The sequence below is a fragment of the Hydrogenophaga sp. IBVHS1 genome, from assembly GCF_002127265.1.
Taxonomy (GTDB): Bacteria; Pseudomonadota; Gammaproteobacteria; order Burkholderiales; family Burkholderiaceae_C; genus Hydrogenophaga.
Genome location: NZ_NFUU01000001.1, coordinates 2331704 through 2348237, shown reverse-complemented (window position 1 = coordinate 2348237; position 16534 = coordinate 2331704). Strand labels below are relative to the sequence as shown.

General features: G+C 64.1%; 15 protein-coding genes. 3 read left to right on the top strand and 12 right to left on the bottom strand.

Annotation, left to right across the window (positions count from 1 at the left end):
* Positions 1–14 precede the first annotated feature (14 nt).
* Together CAP37_RS11215 and dnaE are read left to right on the top strand one after the other, a co-directional pair.
* Complete coding sequence (locus CAP37_RS11215) at positions 15–728, top strand: DUF599 domain-containing protein (RefSeq protein WP_086124234.1); 714 nt, start codon at positions 15–17, stop codon at positions 726–728.
* A gap of 37 nt (positions 729–765) precedes the next feature.
* Positions 766–4332 (top strand): DNA polymerase III subunit alpha, encoded by a 3567-nt coding sequence (gene dnaE, locus CAP37_RS11210; RefSeq protein WP_086124233.1) that lies wholly within the window; start codon positions 766–768, stop codon positions 4330–4332.
* Between the two features lie 6 nt (positions 4333–4338).
* On the opposite strand, the gene tolA is transcribed toward dnaE, so the two are convergent.
* From tolA to CAP37_RS22000, 11 genes are read right to left on the bottom strand one after another with little or no spacing between them, the layout of a single operon-like run.
* On the bottom strand, positions 4339–5238 hold the full coding sequence (gene tolA, locus CAP37_RS11205; RefSeq protein ID WP_086124232.1) for a cell envelope integrity protein TolA: 900 nt from the start codon (positions 5236–5238) through the stop codon (positions 4339–4341).
* A 17-nt stretch (positions 5239–5255) separates the two neighbouring features.
* Entirely contained in the window at positions 5256–5699 is a 444-nt protein-coding gene (locus CAP37_RS11200; RefSeq protein WP_086124231.1) for a biopolymer transporter ExbD, read from the bottom strand.
* Positions 5700–5701: 2 nt separating this feature from the next.
* Complete coding sequence (tolQ, locus tag CAP37_RS11195) at positions 5702–6400, bottom strand: protein TolQ (protein ID WP_086124230.1); 699 nt, start codon at positions 6398–6400, stop codon at positions 5702–5704.
* A 46-nt stretch (positions 6401–6446) separates the two neighbouring features.
* Positions 6447–6887 carry a tol-pal system-associated acyl-CoA thioesterase gene (gene ybgC, locus CAP37_RS11190; protein WP_256926939.1) on the bottom strand — a complete coding sequence of 147 codons (441 nt, stop codon included), beginning with the start codon at positions 6885–6887 and terminating at the stop codon, positions 6447–6449.
* On the bottom strand, positions 6884–8104 hold the full coding sequence (locus CAP37_RS11185) for a pyridoxal phosphate-dependent aminotransferase (RefSeq protein WP_086124229.1): 1221 nt from the start codon (positions 8102–8104) through the stop codon (positions 6884–6886). The genes ybgC and CAP37_RS11185 overlap by 4 nt, the downstream gene beginning before the upstream one ends.
* Positions 8101–8634, bottom strand: a complete 534-nt coding sequence (gene nusB / locus CAP37_RS11180; RefSeq protein ID WP_086124228.1) for a transcription antitermination factor NusB — start codon at positions 8632–8634, stop codon at positions 8101–8103. Before nusB ends, CAP37_RS11185 begins: the two co-directional genes overlap by 4 nt.
* Before the next feature lie 2 nt (positions 8635–8636).
* A complete protein-coding gene (gene ribH, locus CAP37_RS11175; RefSeq protein WP_086124227.1) occupies positions 8637–9101 on the bottom strand; it encodes a 6,7-dimethyl-8-ribityllumazine synthase in 465 nt (154 codons plus the stop codon).
* Positions 9102–9116: 15 nt separating this feature from the next.
* Positions 9117–10247, bottom strand: a complete 1131-nt coding sequence (gene ribBA / locus CAP37_RS11170; protein WP_086124226.1) for a bifunctional 3,4-dihydroxy-2-butanone-4-phosphate synthase/GTP cyclohydrolase II — start codon at positions 10245–10247, stop codon at positions 9117–9119.
* A complete protein-coding gene (locus CAP37_RS11165; protein WP_086124225.1) occupies positions 10244–10888 on the bottom strand; it encodes a riboflavin synthase in 645 nt (214 codons plus the stop codon). Before CAP37_RS11165 ends, ribBA begins: the two co-directional genes overlap by 4 nt.
* 59 nt (positions 10889–10947) lie before the next feature.
* Complete coding sequence (locus CAP37_RS22010; RefSeq protein ID WP_306297832.1) at positions 10948–11364, bottom strand: type IV pilin protein; 417 nt, start codon at positions 11362–11364, stop codon at positions 10948–10950.
* Positions 11361–13529: a pilus assembly protein gene (locus CAP37_RS22000; RefSeq protein ID WP_256926938.1), complete on the bottom strand. Its 2169-nt coding sequence runs from the start codon at positions 13527–13529 to the stop codon at positions 11361–11363. The genes CAP37_RS22010 and CAP37_RS22000 overlap by 4 nt, the downstream gene beginning before the upstream one ends.
* Here CAP37_RS22000 and CAP37_RS11150 point away from each other — a divergent pair.
* Positions 13429–15414: a cadherin repeat domain-containing protein gene (locus CAP37_RS11150; RefSeq protein WP_256926937.1), complete on the top strand. Its 1986-nt coding sequence runs from the start codon at positions 13429–13431 to the stop codon at positions 15412–15414. The genes CAP37_RS22000 and CAP37_RS11150 overlap by 101 nt on opposite strands.
* On the opposite strand, the gene ribD is transcribed toward CAP37_RS11150, so the two are convergent.
* Entirely contained in the window at positions 15411–16526 is a 1116-nt protein-coding gene (ribD, locus tag CAP37_RS11145; protein ID WP_086124948.1) for a bifunctional diaminohydroxyphosphoribosylaminopyrimidine deaminase/5-amino-6-(5-phosphoribosylamino)uracil reductase RibD, read from the bottom strand. The two genes, CAP37_RS11150 and ribD, sit on opposite strands and share 4 nt — an antisense overlap.
* Positions 16527–16534 lie beyond the last annotated feature (8 nt).

Sequence of the window (16534 nt, the reverse complement as noted above, 5' to 3'; positions counted from 1 at the left end):
CGTATATTTGCCGTATGAAAGTCCTCAGCATCATCCCCTGGGCAGACTGGCTCGCGCTGGTCTGCTTTTTTGCGTTGTGGACCGGGTACGCCTGGTTCGCCCGGGTCTGGGGCCGCAAGGTGGGCTCGCTGATCCAGACCACCAACCGCTACCGCGCCTACTGGATGATGCAGACCACCGCGCGGGAGCCGCGCATGCTCGATGGCCTGATCACACAGACCCTCTCCAGCACGCCGGCGTTCTTTTCGTCCACCTCCATCCTGGCCATTGGCGGCTTGTTTGCCCTGCTCGGCACCACCGACAAGGCCACCGAACTCATGAGCGAAATCCCTTTCGCTCAAACCACCACGCTGATTGTTTTCGAGTTCAAGATCCTGGTGCTGGTGGCGATCTTCGTCTATGCCTTCTTCCGGTTTTCCTGGTGCATGCGGCAGTACACGTTCGTGGCGCTGGTGATCGGCGCCATGCCACCCGCGGCCGATTTCGACTCGGGCATGGCCGACCGCCAGTCTTACGCCACCCGCGCGGCAGGCATGGTCGGCGCAGCGGCCGAAACCTTCAACGACGGCCTGCGAGCCTACTATTTTTCGTTTGCCGCGCTGGCCTGGTTCATCTCGCCCGTGGCCATGGTGGTGGCCACGCTGCTGGTGGTGGCCATTCTCTACAGCCGCGAGTTCCGCTCCGAGGTGTTGCAGCTCTTGAAAGAAGATGTGACACCCATCGTCTGATCGGTCTTGCCGGGACCACGCCTTCTAAAATGGCCGGATGTTCACACACCTGCGCCTGCACACTGAATTTTCCATCGTCGATGGCACCAACCGCATTGACGACGTGGTGGCCGCTGCAGCCGCCGATGGCCAGCCCGCGCTGGCAATCACCGACCTGAGCAACCTGTTTGGGGCGGTCAAGTTCTACAAGGCGGCGCGCGGCGCGGGCGTCAAACCCTTGATCGGTGCCGAGGTGATGCTGCAGGGCTTCGCCGAGGAAACGCCCGGCGCCATGCCCGGGAGTCATCAGCCCGCCGCACCCCGTGTCCTGCTGCTGGTGCAGGACTACCAGGGCTACCTCAACCTGTGCGAGCTGCTGGCGCGCGCCTGGACACGCAATGGCGCGCGAGATCAGGCGGTGGTCCACCGCGACTGGCTCGAGGAACTCAACGCGGGCCTCATTCTGCTGTCGGGCGCGCAGGCTGGCCCGGTGGGCCAGGCGTTGCTGCAGGGCGATACTCAGCGCGCTGCCGAACTTGCCTTGCAGCTTTCCACGCTGTTCACACATCGCTTCTATCTGGAGTTGCAACGCGCTGGCCGCGCCGATGACGAGCGCCATGTGAGTCAGGCGGTGCAGCTGGCCGCGCGCCTGCACCTCCCGGTGGTGGCAACGCATCCGGTGCAGTTTCTGGAGGCCGACGACTACGAGGCCCACGAGGCGCGGGTGTGCATTGCCGACGGCGAGATTCTGGGCAACAACCGGCGCGTGCGCCGCTTCACCCGCGAGCAGTACTTCAAGAGCGCGGCGCAGATGCAGGCACTGTTCGCCGACGTGCCTTCAGCGCTGGCAAACTCGCTCGAAATTGCCAGGCGCTGCAACCTCACGCTCACGCTGGGCAAGCCGCAGTTGCCCGATTTCCCGACGCCGCTGGTGAACGGCGTGCCCATGCCGATGGAAGAGTTCTTCCGCCAGTCCTCTTTTGAAGGGCTGGAGGAACGCCTGGCCCACCTGTATCCCGATGCGGTGAAGCGCGATGCGGAGCGGCCGCGTTATGTCGAACGGCTTGAGTTCGAGATCAACACCATCCTGAAGATGGGGTTCCCCGGCTACTTCCTCATCGTGGGAGATTTCATCAACTGGGCCAAGAAGAACGGCTGCCCGGTCGGTCCTGGCAGGGGCTCGGGCGCTGGTTCGCTGGTGGCCTATGCGCTCAAGATCACCGACCTTGATCCGCTGCAATACAAGCTGCTGTTCGAGCGTTTCCTGAATCCGGAGCGCGTGTCCATGCCCGACTTCGACATCGACTTCTGCCAGTCCAACCGGGACCGGGTGATCGATTACGTGAAAGACAAATACGGCAAGGACGCCGTGAGCCAGATCGCCACCTTCGGCACCATGGCTGCGCGCGCCGCCATTCGCGACGTGGGACGCGTGCTGGACTTTTCCTATGGCTTCTGCGATGGCATTTCCAAGCTGATCCCCAACAAGCCGGGTATGTCGGTCACGCTGCAGTACCCGCCCGTGCCGAAGAAGGAAGGCGACAAGAACAACTACGCGATCGAGATGGAGCCGGTGCTGGCCGAGCGCATCCAGAAGGAAGACGACGTCAAGACGCTCATCGAACTCGCGCAGAAGCTCGAGGGCATGGCGCGCAACGTGGGCATGCACGCGGGTGGCGTGCTGATCGCCCCGGGAAAACTCACCGATTTCTGCCCGCTCTACGCTCAGCCCGGCAGTGAATCGGCGGTGAGCCAGTACGACAAGGACGACGTGGAGGCCATCGGCCTGGTGAAGTTCGACTTTCTGGGCCTGGCCACGCTCACCATCCTGGAAATTGCGCGCGAACTGATCGTTAAGCGCCATCCCGGTCAGGAAAACTTCCGTTTTGAAGATGTGCCGCTGGACGACGCGAGGGTGTATGCGTTGTTCTCGCGCGGCCAGACCGAAGCGGTGTTCCAGTTTGAAAGCCGCGGCATGCAGGGCATGCTGCGCGACGCCAAGCCCAGCCGCCTGGAAGACTTGATCGCTCTCAACGCGCTGTACCGCCCAGGTCCCATGGACCTGATTCCCAGCTTCGTCAACCGCAAGCATGGCAAGGAGGCCATCGAGTACCCGCACCCGCTGGTGGCCGACATGCTGTCTGAGACCTACGGCATCATGGTCTACCAGGAACAGGTGATGCAGACCGCGCAGATTCTGGGCGGTTACTCGCTCGGCGGCGCCGACATGCTGCGCCGTGCCATGGGCAAGAAGAAGGCCGAGGAAATGGCCGAGCACCGCGCGATCTTCCGCGCCGGTGCCGCGAAGAACAACATCTCCGAAGAAAAGGCCGATGAGGTCTTTGACTTGATGGAGAAGTTCGCGGGCTACGGCTTCAACAAGTCGCACGCCGCCGCTTATTCACTGCTGGCGTACCACACGGGTTGGCTCAAGGTGCACTACACCGCCGAGTTCTTCTGCGCCAACATGACCGTGGAGATGGACGACACCGACAAGCTCAAGGTGTTGTTCGAGGACGCGCAGAAGATGGGCATGGCGTTTGAAGCGCCGGACGTCAACCGCGGCGTGCACCGCTTCGAGCCCATCAGCAACAAGTCCATCCGTTATGGCCTGGGCGCCATCAAAGGCACGGGCCAGCAAGCAATTGAAGCCATTGTGGCGGCGCGAGAAGGTCGCGGCGAAGGCCCGCGTGGAGGCGAGAAGGGTCCGTTCAAGAGTTTGTTCGACTTCTGCGTGCGTGTCGATCGCACGCGCCTGAACAAGCGCACGGTGGAAGCGCTGATCAAGGCGGGTGCTTTCGATTCACTGCACCTCAATCGCGCTGAACTGCTCGCCTCTGTGGACCGCGCGTTTGAATTTTCTGCGGCGAGCCTTGCCAACGCCAACCAGGGTGGCCTTTTCGACATGTTGGGCGGCGACGATCACGGCTCCAGCACCCAGGAACCCGATCTCGTGCCGGTGACGCCCTGGGGCATCAAGGGGCGGCTCACGCACGAGAAAAGCGCCATCGGCTTCTACTTTTCGGGGCACCTGTTCGACGAGGTCGAGCGCGAGGTGCGCCGCTTTGCGCGCACCCCGCTGGGTGACGTGATGGAGAGCCGCGACCCGCAGATACTGGCTGGCATCGTGACCGACTTCCGTGTCATCAATGGCCAGCGCGGCAAGCTCGCGCTGTTCAAGCTCGACGACAAGACCGGCGTGTTCGAGACCAGTGCCGATGAGAACCTCATCAACGCACATCGCCACCTGCTCAAGGACGACGAGCTCATCGTCGTGCAGGCGGTGGCGCAACCCGACCGCTTCTCCGGAGGTGTGCGCCTGAAAATCCAGCAGGTATGGGACCTCGCCGCGGCGCGCTGCCGATTCGGCAAGTATTTGCGTGTGGCGGTCAATGGCCATGCGCCGGCGGTGGCTCAACTGGTGCGCGAATTTCCCCCGAAGCGCGAAATCACCGAGCAGGGCGAACTGGTGCGGGGTCTACCCGTGAGGCTGTCCCTGTTGCGAGAAGGTGCGCAGTGCGAACTTCAACTGGACGACAGGGCGTTGTTCTTTCCCACCGATGCAGCGTTGGCCAGCTGGATGGCGCAGGCGCACGAACAGAAGGCAGAGATTGTTTTCGACTAGGAGAGCCTAGTCCAGTGGTCGCAACCCGATCACCATCGAAGACGGCACGGTGCCGTTGGTGTCCTTGGGAAGCGTGGCGGTGCGGTCGATCGCGCGAAGCACGGCTTCGTCCCAAGCGGCGTTGCCACTGCTCTTCACGAGCTTGCGTGAGGTGATGGTGCCATCGGGTTGCGTGCGCACCTCCACCTCGGCGCGCGGGTTGCCGGGTGCCATGTCGGTGAACACCACGTTGGGACGTATGCGTGCGGCCACGCGGCCGGCGTAGCCCGGCGTGGGGCCGCTCGATTGCTGTGCGGTGCCGGTGCTCTGGGGGCCACCAGTGGCACCGGCCTGGCCCATCATGCGTTTGATCTGGTCTTCGCGCGCCTGCGCCAGCCGTTTCTCTTCTGCGGCTTCCTTGCGTTCCTGCTCCCGCTTCTGTTCCGCCAGTTTCTGCTGGCGTTCTTTCTCGGCTGCGGCTTTTTCAGCGGCGGCCTTCCTTTCGGCTGCCAACTTGTCCGCCGCAGCCTTCTGCGCGGCCAGCTTCTTGGCCTCTTCCTCACGCTCGCGCTTGTCCGCCTCGGCTTTTTTCTTCGCCTGCGCGGTGGCGATCTCCGCCTGGGTGGGCCCGGGTGGTGGCGGAGCCGGGGTGGGTGCGGGCGCAGGCTTGGGCGGCGGTGGCGTGGGCGTTTGCTGAACCTGGGGCGGGGGAGGCGGGGGCGCCACCTCGCGCGGTGCAGCCTGCTGCGGCGTGCGCGACCAGAGTTCGGCCTCGACCGACATGGGCTCGGCATCGTGCTGCCACTGCACGCCCATGGTGAGCGCGATCACCAGCAGGCCGTGCGCCACCAGCGCCAGACCCATGGGACCCAGCCACCGGCCGTTGCGCGGCGGTGCGAGGTCTAGATGATCGGCGGTGGACTGCATGGTTTCGTCTGGATGCTTCAGCGCGAGGTTTGCACGGACAGGCCCACGCGCGCAACACCGGCACGCTGCAAGGTATCCATGACGCGAACAACGGCTTCGTACTTCACGTTCTTGTCGGCACTGATGACCACCGGCACCCCGCCTTCGGGCATGCTGCCCTTGGCCATCTGCAGTTGCTGTACACGGGCCACCAGCTGACCGAGGGCCACAGGCTGCGGCTCACCGCTCGACGATCCTTCGCGCACCTTGATCTGCTCGTCCTTGTCGATCACCACCGCGACGAAACGATCGGGCTGGCGGCCGGCCTGGCCCACGGTGGGCAGTGCGATCTGGCTCGGTGTGATGAGCGGCGCGGTGACCATGAAGATGATCAGCAGCACCAGCATCACGTCAATGAACGGGACCATGTTGATCTCGTTGATGGTGCGGCGGCCTCGGCCGCGAGAAGAGACGGCGGGCATGTTCAGTGTCCTGATGCGGTCTGGGATTGCGCGCCGAGGTTGCGCTGCAGGATGTTGGAAAACTCTTCCATGAAGGTTTCCATGCCATTGGCGACGCGGTCAATGTCGTGCGTGAACCGGTTGTAGAACACCACCGCCGGGATGGCGGCGAACAGGCCGATGGCGGTGGCCACCAGCGCCTCGGCAATGCCCGGGGCCACGGTGGCCAGGGTGACCTGCGCCAGCGCGGCCAGGCCCGTGAAGGCGTGCATGATGCCCCACACGGTACCGAACAGGCCCACATACGGAGCCACCGAGCCCACCGTGCCGAGGAAGGAGAGATTGGCTTCCAGTGCGTCCAGCTCGCGCTGGAAGCTGGCGCGCATGGCGCGGCGTGCACCGTCGAGCAAGGCGCCGTTGTCGGTGATGCGGCGCTCGCGCAGCTTCTGGTATTCGCGCATGCCGCTGGCAAAGATGCGTTCCATGGGGCCGCCGTGGCGCGCGCTCTGCGCGGCAGCGGCGTAGAGCTCGTTGAGGTTGGTGCCCGACCAGAACTCGCGCTCGAAGTCTTCGTTGTGGTTGCGTACGCGGCGAATGGCGAAGACCTTGCGGAAGATCGCGGCCCAGCTAATGACCGAAACCACCACCAGCAGCACCACCACGGCCTGCACCACCCAGCTCGCGTTGAGCATCAATTGAACGATGGAGAGATCTTGGGTCATGGTTTCTCGGAGACAGTTGGTGGGAGAAAAGTTTCGGATGAGGCGCTCAGGCCCTGGCTTGCAGGGCCTCCAGCAGGGGGGCGGGGATGCGTTGTGGACGCAGACTTTGAGCATCAACCCAGCCGATGCGGATGGTCCCCTCGCAGAGCATCAACGGAGGCGCGCCGGGATCGGGGGCCTGGAGAAGCGCGCGTTGCTCGATTGTGAGCGAGGCCCGACCCGCTTCCTGCACCCGGGCTGTAACCAGAAGCAAATCATCCAGCCGGGCGGCGCGGTGGTATTGCACCCGGGTTTCGCTCACCACAAACATGCCACCCACTTCGTCGCGAAGTTTCTGCTGCCCTACGCCCAGCTCGCGCAGCCATTCCGTGCGGGCGCGCTCGAAGAACTTGAGGTAGTTGGCGTAGAACACGATGCCGCCGGCGTCGGTGTCTTCCCAGTACACGCGCACGGGCCAGGTGAATGGAGCTCCCACGCGGGTGGTCACAGAGCCTGCTCCAGACGCGCAACCGCTTCCTGCAGCTGGACCATGGAATTCGCGGTGGAGAAGCGCAGGTAGCGCCCGGGTTCGGCGGTGCCGAAGTCGCGTCCCGGCGTGGTGGCCAGCTGGCAGCGCTTCATGAGTTCAAAGGCCAGTGCCCAGCTGCCGCCTTCATCGGGTCTCGTGCCCGTGGGCGGTATGCCCCAGCGTACGCACAGGCTGCTCACGTCGGCCCACGCGTAAAACGCGCCGTCGGGCATGACGGGCACTGTCAGACCCAGGCGGTTGAGCTCCGGTATGAAGTAGTCGCGCCGCGCCTTGAAGGCCGCGCGGCGGCGCTCGTACTCGGCCAGGCTCTCAGGCTCGAAGCAGGCCAGCGCGGCGTGCTGTGCGATGGTGCTGGGGCAGATGAAGAGGTTCTGCGCAAGGCGTTCCACCGCAGGCACCAGGGCGGGTGGCAACACCAGCCAGCCCAGGCGCCAGCCGGTCATGCTGAAGTACTTGGAGAAGCTGTTGATGCTGATGACCTCGTCGCCCAGTCCGTCGGGCAGGCCGAGTGCGCTGTGGCCGTAGTCGTCCTCGTAGCTCAGGCCCAGGTAGATTTCGTCGACCAGTGTGATGCCGTTGCGCTCGCGCACCAGGCGAGCAATGCGCTCGAGTTCGTCGCGTGCAATGGAAGTGCCCGTGGGGTTGGACGGCGATGCCAGCAACACCCCACGCGTGGCGGGTGTCCAGTGCGCCTGCACCTGCTCCGCGGTGAGCTGAAAGCGCTGCGCGGCCCCGCTGGGTACCAGCACAGCGCGGCCCTCGGCGGCCTGCACGAACTGGCGGTTGCAGGGGTAGCTCGGATCGGGCATGAGCACCTCGTCGCCCGCCTCAATGAGCGCCAGGCAGGCCAGTTGCAGTGCGGCGGATGCCCCGGCGGTGACCACAATGCGTGCCGGGTCGATGGCCAGCCCGAAGCGCGATGCATACCAGCCGCTGATGGCCTGGCGCAGCGCGGGCAGGCCTGTGGCCGGCGTGTACTGGCTGCGGCCGTCGCGAATGGCGCGCTCGGCAGCGGTCACCACCAGGGGTGGCGCCGTGAAATCGGGTTCGCCGATGTTGAGGTAGATCATCGGGCGCTCGCCGGCCCTGGCGCCTGCCGCCATGGAGGCAGCCGCCTTGGCCAGCTCCATCACATAGAAGGGCTCGATGCGCTGGGCTCGCTGCGCGATCCTCATGGAGCGGTCTTGCGGGAACCGCTGGTGCGTGCAGGCGAAGCGCTTACTTCGGCCGCCCTCAATTGAGCGGCCAACTGGTGCAGCACGCCGTTCACATACTTGTGGCCGTCGGTGCCGCCGAACGATTTGGCCAGTTCGATGCATTCGTTGAGCACCACACGCCAAGGTACGTCCTGGCAATGCTGGAACTCGTAGGTGCCGATCCAGAGCACGCCATGCTCGATGGGCGATATCTCGACCAGGGGTCGGTCCAGACTCGGCGAAATCAGCGCGTCAAGGGCTTCCGCTTCGGCGATGCAGCCGTGCATGAGGGCATCGAAATGCGCGCTGTCGGCCTTGTGAAAGCCCGCCAGGTCCCGGGTGAAGCTGTCGATGTCGACGGCAGCGTTGCGGCCCACCAGGTGCTGGTAAAGCGCCTGCAGGGCGAACTCCCGAGCACGGGTGCGTGCCGACTTGTCGGCGGCTTTGCGGCCCGTGGTGGCGCTTTTGGCGCTGTTTTCGGTCGTGGTGGATGGGGTGTCCTGGGACATGTTCAGCCGATCTCTTGAAGCAGGTGGGCCATCTCCACCGCCACCCGGGCCGCATCGCGCCCCTTGTCGACCTGGCGCGCCACGGCCTGCTCCAGGTTTTCGGTGGTCAGGATGGCGTTGGCAATGGGGATCTGGTAATCGAGCGCGAGGCGGGTGACGCCCGCTCCCGACTCGTTGGCGACCAGCTCGAAGTGGTAGGTCTCGCCCCGGATGATGCAGCCCAGAGCGATCAAGGCGTCGAAATCGTCGCGCTCGGCCATGGCCTGCAGCGCCACCGGAACCTCCAGGGCGCCAGGCACTTTCACATGGGCGATGTTCTTTTCCTGCACGCCCAGCGCCAGCAGCTCGCTCAGGCAGGCGTCGAACAGGGCATCGGTGATGGCTTCATTGAACCGTGCCTGCACGATCCCGATGCTGAGCTTTCTGCCGTCGAGCGGGCTGGTGGTGCCTTTGTCTGCGCCGAACATGTGTGGATCCGTTTCTTAGTCGTTGTGGCCGAGATAGCCCGTGATTTCAAGCCCGTAGCCGGCCATGCTGGGCATGCGGCGCGGGTTCCCCATGAGTTGCATCTTGAGCACGCCGCATTCGCGCAGGATCTGCGCGCCCACACCGTAGGTGCGCAGATCCATGCGGCCGCGCTCGGGCGCTTGTGCAGAGCGTGCAGTGCCTTCAAACTGAGCAAGCAGTTGCGCAGCCGACTCACCGCAGTTGAGCAGCACGGCCACGCCGGCACCCGCTTGTGCGATATGGCGCAGGCTGGCCTCCAGGCTCCAGGAGTGCATGGCGCGGCCGACTTCAAGCGCGTCGAGCACCGACAAAGGCTCGTGCACACGCACGGCGATGCTGTCCTCAGGCTTCCACTGTCCCCTGACCAGGGCCAGGTGCAGTGCGCCGCTGGGCTCGTCGCTGAAGGCGGTGACGCTGAATTCTCCAAACGCGGTGTTCATGGCGCGCGTGCCGAGCTTCTTCACCAGACTTTCATGGCGACTGCGGTGCTCGATCAGGTCGGCGATCGTGCCTATTTTCAGGCCGTGTTCGGCGGCGAAGATTTGCAGGTCGGGCAGGCGCGCCATGGTGCCGTCGTCTTTCATGATCTCGCAGATCACGGCCGCCGGGCTGCAGCCCGCCATAGCCGCCAGATCACATCCGGCTTCGGTGTGGCCTGCACGCATGAGCACCCCGCCTTCGACCGCCTGCAAGGGAAAGATGTGGCCAGGCTGCACCAGATCGCTGGCCTGCGCGTTCGGTGCCACGGCCACCTGAACAGTTCGAGCGCGGTCGGCGGCCGAGATGCCGGTCGTGACGCCCTCGGCGGCTTCAATGGAGACGGTGAAGGCCGTGCCCATCTTGGTGCCGTTGCGAGGCACCATGGGCGGCAGGCGCAGGCGCTCGCAGCGTTCGCGCGAAAGCGTGAGGCAGATCAGGCCGCGGCCGAAGCGCGCCATGAAATTGATGGCTTCCGGCGTGACGTGGTCTGCTGCGAGGACAAGGTCGCCTTCGTTCTCGCGGTCTTCTTCGTCGACCAGAATCACCATGCGCCCGGCGCGCATTTCGGCAACGATGTCCTCGACCGGGGAGATGGCCACCGGGGCCAGGTTTTCACGGGCGTTCATTCAGATTCCTTGGGAGTGAGGGTGCCGGCGCCCAGCATGCGTTCCACGTAGCGTGCGACGGTGTCGATTTCGAGGTTGACCGGACTGCCTTCGGTCAGTTGGCCCAGGGCGGTGTTCTGCACCGTGTGGGGAATGAGGTTGATGCTGAACTCACACCCCTCGGGGCTGTCGCTGATCTGGTTGACGGTCAGGCTCACGCCGTTGACCGTGATCGAGCCCTTGTAGGCGAGGTACTTGCCGAGTTCGGGTGGCGCCATCACGCGCAGCTCCCAGCTCTCGCCCACCTGCGCAAAGCGTGTGACGGTGCCCACACCATCCACGTGGCCGGAAACGATGTGTCCGCCCAGGCGGTCTTGGGCGCGGAGCGCTTTTTCCAGGTTGAGGCGGTGGCCTGGCTGCGACAGCCCGGTGGTGCGGGCCAGCGATTCGGCCGAAACGTCAATGGTGAAGTGGTGGTGGGGAAGGTCAAGCGAGGTGACCGTCATGCAGGCGCCGTTGAGCGCAATGCTGTCGCCCAGGCCGACGTCGTCAAGGTACCCGGCGGGCGCCTCGATGGTGAGTCGCTTGCCGTGTTCCAAAGAGCTGCCCAGGTCGTGGAGGGCGGCGATGCGCCCCACGCCGGTGATGATGCCGGTAAACATCCTCGTATTTTCGCAGGGTTTTTCAACGCCGCACCTTCTGGCCGTCAGCGGGGCCTTAATCACCGTTCCCAGCAGCTCCGAGTGTCCAGTGGGCTGGCAACCTGCGCTGTGGCGCCCTGGCTGCGCTGACCGGTGTGGTCGAGGTGGAAGCTCCCGCAAAGATCGGCCGTCTGAGCACCCGTGGGCAGGGCACTGAGTTGGTGGCTCCAACCCGTTTCCGAACTCACCACCAGCGAGTAGCGGCCGCCCTCCACCACAAGCTGGCCCGCTGGAACGTCGCTGGTCAGCGGGTAAGCGCCTCCCACGGTCGCTTCCCGCTCCATCCATTGCGCCAGCTTCAGCAGTGCGGCACGCGCGTGTGCACGGTGGGAACGCATCACGTACTGGGCGTAGTTGGGCAAGGCAATGGCGGCCAGCACGGCGATCAGCGCCACCACAATGAGTGATTCGATCAGCGTGAAGCCGCGCTCCTTCAACGCTGCACCTCGCGCCAATCCATCCGCACACCTGAACCCGAGGCGCCGATCAGGGAGGCCTTTTCGGTGCACGCCCGATCGGTGCAGCCGGCGCCGTTTCGCACGGAGATCAGCTCCAGGCGGTTGCCGGCGCCCGGCAGGGTGATGTATTTGGAAGCGTTCACACGCGCACGGCTGGCGATGGAGGCAGTGACGCCCGGGAGTGCGAAGACCGGCGTGGCCGAAGGCCAGCCCGAAATCATGTTGAGCACCGTCAACCAGTGTTCGTCCTCCAGGATTCCACCCTCGCATCCTTCACTGGCATTGACGTCGGCGGGCACCGTGCTGGTGATGATGGCTTTCTGGCCCTCGAAATACACGGGCGCCTGCAGCACCCGCTCGCGTTGGATCGGCAGATCAAGGTACCAGCCGCGCCGTGTGGCAGCGTTCTCGCCGCGCGTGTAGGCCACCGTCCTTGCGGTGGTGTTGGCCAGCCCGGATGCGGGCGTTGCCTGGTCCGCTCCGCTGCCGTTCCCGGTTGCGGTGCTGATAACGTCCTGGCGAACCAGGGACTCGCGCCCCTCCGACGCCTTGATCCTGGCGTTGTCGAGCAGTGTCAGGCGCCCGTCCTTCTTGTCGAATCCACTCCTGTCCCAGATGCTGTAAATCGTCTGCACCTGGGTGTCCGAGGCGTCTGACATCTGGAGGTTGCGCCCGGTGCCGAACATCAACTGGATGCCACCCAGCGGATGCGCCAGCCACAGAGGTGCGGTGGTGATGGCCTGTGGCATCGCAGGGGTCGCGTTGTCCATGGCAACAAAGAACGGCTCGCAGGCCTCGGAGTTGCGGCAGGTCACGCCACTGCTATTCCAGGTGCTCACGCCCCAGTCGGCGTCACTGGGTCCGGAGAGGTTGAACTTCCAGAGCTGACCTTGCAGATCGCCGGCGTAGGCCACATCCACTTTGCCGTCGTTGTTGACGTCGATGAGGCGGGGTGCAAAGAGTCCGTTGGATTGTTTGTCCCGCGTGCTGGCGATCAGTCGAACGAGGCCTTTGTTACCGTCAAGGTACTGAATAAGCAGGACCGGCCGCTCCAGGGGGCTGTTGACGCCATTGCCCATGACCACCGCCCAGCGCCCGTTGTTCAGCTTGACGATCTGCTCGCTGCGCTGAGCGATGTCATCCACGGCAGGAGCCGCATGAATATGGCCCACGTCTTCGGCATCTGGCAAACCGCCGCTCGTGATGCTGGCGGAACTCCGATCCACCATTATGGAAGCCGCCGAGAAGCTCTGGGGGTCGGTGACATCAAGCACGATGTAGCCGCGACCACCGCTGCCCAGGCCGCTCACCAGCACCGTGCGCCAGTCCGGAGGCGCGCTGTCGTTGGAGCGCAGGTCAGCGTCTCCGGTGAACGGGTGACCATCCACGCTGTAGCGGTGCGAATAGGACGGCAAGGTGTAATCGCGCAGCATGCCGAAGACCGCCAGTGGAAGGTAGGCCAGGCGCTCGGCGCCGGTCTGGGCGTCGAAGGCGTGCAGCATGCCGTCGTTGGCACCCACGTAGACCATCGGCCTGCGGCTGGCTTCGCGCGTGCGGAAGTCCGCGTGCCCCGGGTGGTCGAAGCCGGGCCGCAGCGGACGTCCGGTATGCCAGAGGTTGGAATTGACGATGTCGCCAAGGCGCGAGCTGCGCTGGCGCATCGTTTTCCCGTATTGGCTCTCCAGAAAACGATCGCCGCGCAGGTAGCTCACGCGCCGCCGACCCACGATTTCACTGTCCTCACCTCGGAGCAGCTCCTTTTGCGCATTGGACAATTGCGCCCATTCAAAGGCCACGCCCCGGTTGCCGTTGTGCGTGAGGATGAGCCGCTGAGCTGGCGAAAGATCGGGAGAGTCGAGCAGGGCGCTGGCGCGCCAGGCGGGGACATCTTCCACGGCGTGGGTGGCCGCTGAAATGCGATGAGCGCTGAGTTCGCCGCTCCAGCGTCGCGCGTCGAACCCGGCCATGAAGAGCATGCCATCTGCGCGCAGCCGGCTGGCGCTGCCGACCAGGCTGGTCCACCTGGGCGGGTCGGTGGGCGTGATGTCTTCCAGCACACGGCCAAGCGCGTCCACGAGGCTGGGACCGTCGGGTGACAACGACTCCAGCGGTGTGTCGGTTCCAGCGAATTCACTCAAATCCAACGGGGCACTGATTCGTGATCCGCAGGGGAGATTCTTCGACCTGTCAACGCCTGCCCTGACCGACGCGATCGACCACAGAGTCGATGTTGTGCGTCCGGGAACACCCACCATGAATGCCATCGCGGGGGATTTCTACATCACGGCGGAAGAAGTAGCAGCAGTCCAAATCACGGGAACTGCTGAGAGCGGCAGCACGATCGAGCTGGCTTTCGACAGTGGGTTCAGCCGAAAGATTCTCGTGCCCACAGATGGCAACTGGGGTTATCTGGTTACCGAAGCCGATCTTCAGACCATGGGCCTGGGCCGCGAGTACGTCACAGCCACTGTGACGGATGCGGCGGGCAATGCTGCCGTTTATCAGACGCAAAGCACAATAATTGTGGAGGCGCTTTCTGCTTTGGAGGCGTCGCCGTTGATCACAGGCCCCGGCGGTGTTGCAGGGCAGGCCACTTTAGAGGTGCATCTGGACGAGAACACGAGACGGGTACTTGCTTTCTCTGCCGATCAACCCGTGATCTGGAGCCTGGCCGGCGGCCCCGACCAGTCTCGCTTCATTGTCGATCCTCTTACAGGCGAACTTCAGTTCAACGAAACACAGGACTTCGAGCAACCGCAGGACGTGGGCGCGGACAATCGGTATGTCGTTGTTCTGCTTGCCACGTCTGCTTCAGGGCAGGCGACCACGCTGGAGGTGACGATGGCGGTCGATGACATCAATGACTCCGCTCCACAGATCACAAGCGCATCTCTTGTGCACTGTGTGGAGAATGGTACCGGACCAGCCTATGTCGTCCTGGCAGCAGACGCTGACAGCATCGGCTCCGTTGTTTATTCCATGACCGGGGTGGACGAGGGTCAATTGCAGATTGATGCGATGACCGGCGTTGTTAGCTTCCTCTCGGCTCCGGATTTCGAGATCCCCCGAGATGCCGATGGCGACAACAGGTACGACATCGTGGTGACTGCAAGTGATGGTGTGCAAACCTCGATGCCCATGGCCGTCGGCATCGTCATCGGCGATGACGTGGAGGGGAACCAAGGTTCTTCCGCTGCACCCAGGATTCAATCGGTGGCCCTGGACAACCAAATTTCAGTCGATGTGCGTACCCGAATCGTGGTCGATTTCGATCAAGACGTTCACGCGGTGGCGGGCAGGTTCCTCCGGATCGTGGACGACGGGGGGACGGGGTTTCATGGGGAAAACATCGTGAATACCCAGATACTTGAGGTCACCGATTCCCGTGTAACCCTGGTCGGCAGTCGTCTTTTTCTCGACCCTGAGTTTGACCTCGACTTCAGCAGCAACTACCACGTGGAGATTGAAAACGGTGCTTTGTTGGGCTCTGCCAGCGCCCTCGCGTTTGCAGGCGTCTCTGACTCAACCACCATCAACTTTGCCACCGTCTCGCCCGCCATAGGCGGAGTGACGGGCGAGGCCTCCATCATTGCTGACGAAAGCGGCGCCATGGTGGAGAGTCTGCGCTGGTGGGATCTTGCAGGCCTCGGCAATCCGTTTGGTGCCGCGCGTGCGCTGAGCGCGAGCGGGGGCGATAGCGCCTTTGTTGCCGCCGACTACGTGACCGCAGCCGCAGCGCCCGAATATGGTTATGACGGGGTGGGCGTGTCAAACTTCAATGTGACCATCCATCAATTCACCATCGGGGATCTTCTCTATGTCGACAACCGTGGTGCGAACACGAGCGTCAACGCCGCTGCGGGTACTGTGATGATCGACAATGTGACCTTTACCGACCTGCTTTGGGAAGGTGCGAGCTCAGTTGGCGGATTTGGAGGTCAAGTCCAGATCAGTGGACTCGGGTTCGAAACCGTGGCAGCGTGGCAAATGGCGATGGGCGCAAACGCAGCCCCTTACGTCATTGCTTAGGTCGCTTTAGGGAGCTTCTGCACACGGGCCAGAATACGAAGGTCCTCACCCGTATTTCTGGTGTCGGCGATCTCCAGGCGAATACCCTGGCTCAGTTGCTGCAGCGGACCAAAATCTGCCACGCGCGCGCCCGCACCCAGCAGGCAGGGTGCGAGGTAGAGCAGCACTTCATCCACCAGGCCTTCTCGCAGGAAGGATCCGTTGAGTTTGCTGCCCGCCTCGAGATGCAGCTCATTGACCTCGCGTCGGCCGAGATCGAGCAGCATGCTGGGAAGATCGACCTTTCCGTTGGCGCCCGGCATGGCAATGAGCGTGGCGCCACGTGCCTTCAGCGCCGCCATGGCCGTGGAATCTTCGCTGGCGTGGTAAATCCAGACTTGGCGCGGCAGCCCGTTGCCCGGTGTTTCAAACAGTTGCGCCGTGGGCGGGGTCTTGAGGTGGCTGTCAACCACGACCAGATGCGGTTGGCGTGTTGTCTCCACAAGGCGCACGTCCAGCATCGGATCGTCTTCCAGCACGGTGCCCACGCCGGTGAGCACGGCGCAGGCCCGTGCGCGCCAGGCATGGCCATCGGCGCGTGCGGCCTCGCCGGTGATCCACTGGCTGACTCCGTTTTCCAGGGCGGTGGTGCCGTCGAGCGAAGACGCCATTTTCATGCGCACCCACGGTTGGCCGCGCGTCATGCGGCTGAAAAAACCGATGTTGAGTTCGCGCGACGCCAGGGCTTCGGCGGCGTCTTCCGGAAGTATTTCGACCCCGATGCCTGCGGCACGCAAACGTTGAAGGCCCTTTCCAGCCACCAACGGGTTGGGGTCTGTGGCCGCGACCACAACCTTGCCGATCTGCGCTGCAATCAGCGCGTCGCAGCAGGGCGGGGTGCGGCCGTGGTGTGAACACGGCTCCAGGGTGACGAAGGCGGTGGCGCCTCGGGTGGGGTTGCCTCGCGCCTGCGCATCGCGCAAGGCCATCACCTCGGCGTGGGGACCGCCAGCCTGCTGGGTGTGGCCTTCGCCGATCACGGCTCCGCTGGCGTCCATCAGCACGCAGCCCACGCGCGGGTTCGGATTGGAGAGGCGAAGTGAAAGACGGGCCAGATCGAGCGCCATGGCCATGGCGCCGC

Bases quoted from the DNA above. Each gene is read 5' to 3' on its own strand.
- CAP37_RS11200 (WP_086124231.1), bottom strand. From the start codon at position 5,699: ATGCCCGCCGTCTCTTCTCGCGGCCGAGGCCGCCGCACCATCAACGAG.
- CAP37_RS11185 (WP_086124229.1), bottom strand. From the start codon at position 8,104: ATGAGGATCGCGCAGCGAGCCCAGCGCATCGAGCCCTTCTATGTGATG.
- CAP37_RS11150 (WP_256926937.1), top strand. From the start codon at position 13,429: ATGTCTTCCAGCACACGGCCAAGCGCGTCCACGAGGCTGGGACCGTCG.
- ribH (WP_086124227.1), bottom strand. From the start codon at position 9,101: ATGTTCGGCGCAGACAAAGGCACCACCAGCCCGCTCGACGGCAGAAAG.
- CAP37_RS11165 (WP_086124225.1), bottom strand. From the start codon at position 10,888: ATGTTTACCGGCATCATCACCGGCGTGGGGCGCATCGCCGCCCTCCAC.
- ribD (WP_086124948.1), bottom strand. From the start codon at position 16,526: ATGGCCATGGCGCTCGATCTGGCCCGTCTTTCACTTCGCCTCTCCAAT.
- tolQ (WP_086124230.1), bottom strand. From the start codon at position 6,400: ATGACCCAAGATCTCTCCATCGTTCAATTGATGCTCAACGCGAGCTGG.
- ribBA (WP_086124226.1), bottom strand. From the start codon at position 10,247: ATGAACGCCCGTGAAAACCTGGCCCCGGTGGCCATCTCCCCGGTCGAG.
- nusB (WP_086124228.1), bottom strand. From the start codon at position 8,634: ATGTCCCAGGACACCCCATCCACCACGACCGAAAACAGCGCCAAAAGC.
- dnaE (WP_086124233.1), top strand. From the start codon at position 766: ATGTTCACACACCTGCGCCTGCACACTGAATTTTCCATCGTCGATGGC.
- CAP37_RS11215 (WP_086124234.1), top strand. From the start codon at position 15: ATGAAAGTCCTCAGCATCATCCCCTGGGCAGACTGGCTCGCGCTGGTC.
- tolA (WP_086124232.1), bottom strand. From the start codon at position 5,238: ATGCAGTCCACCGCCGATCATCTAGACCTCGCACCGCCGCGCAACGGC.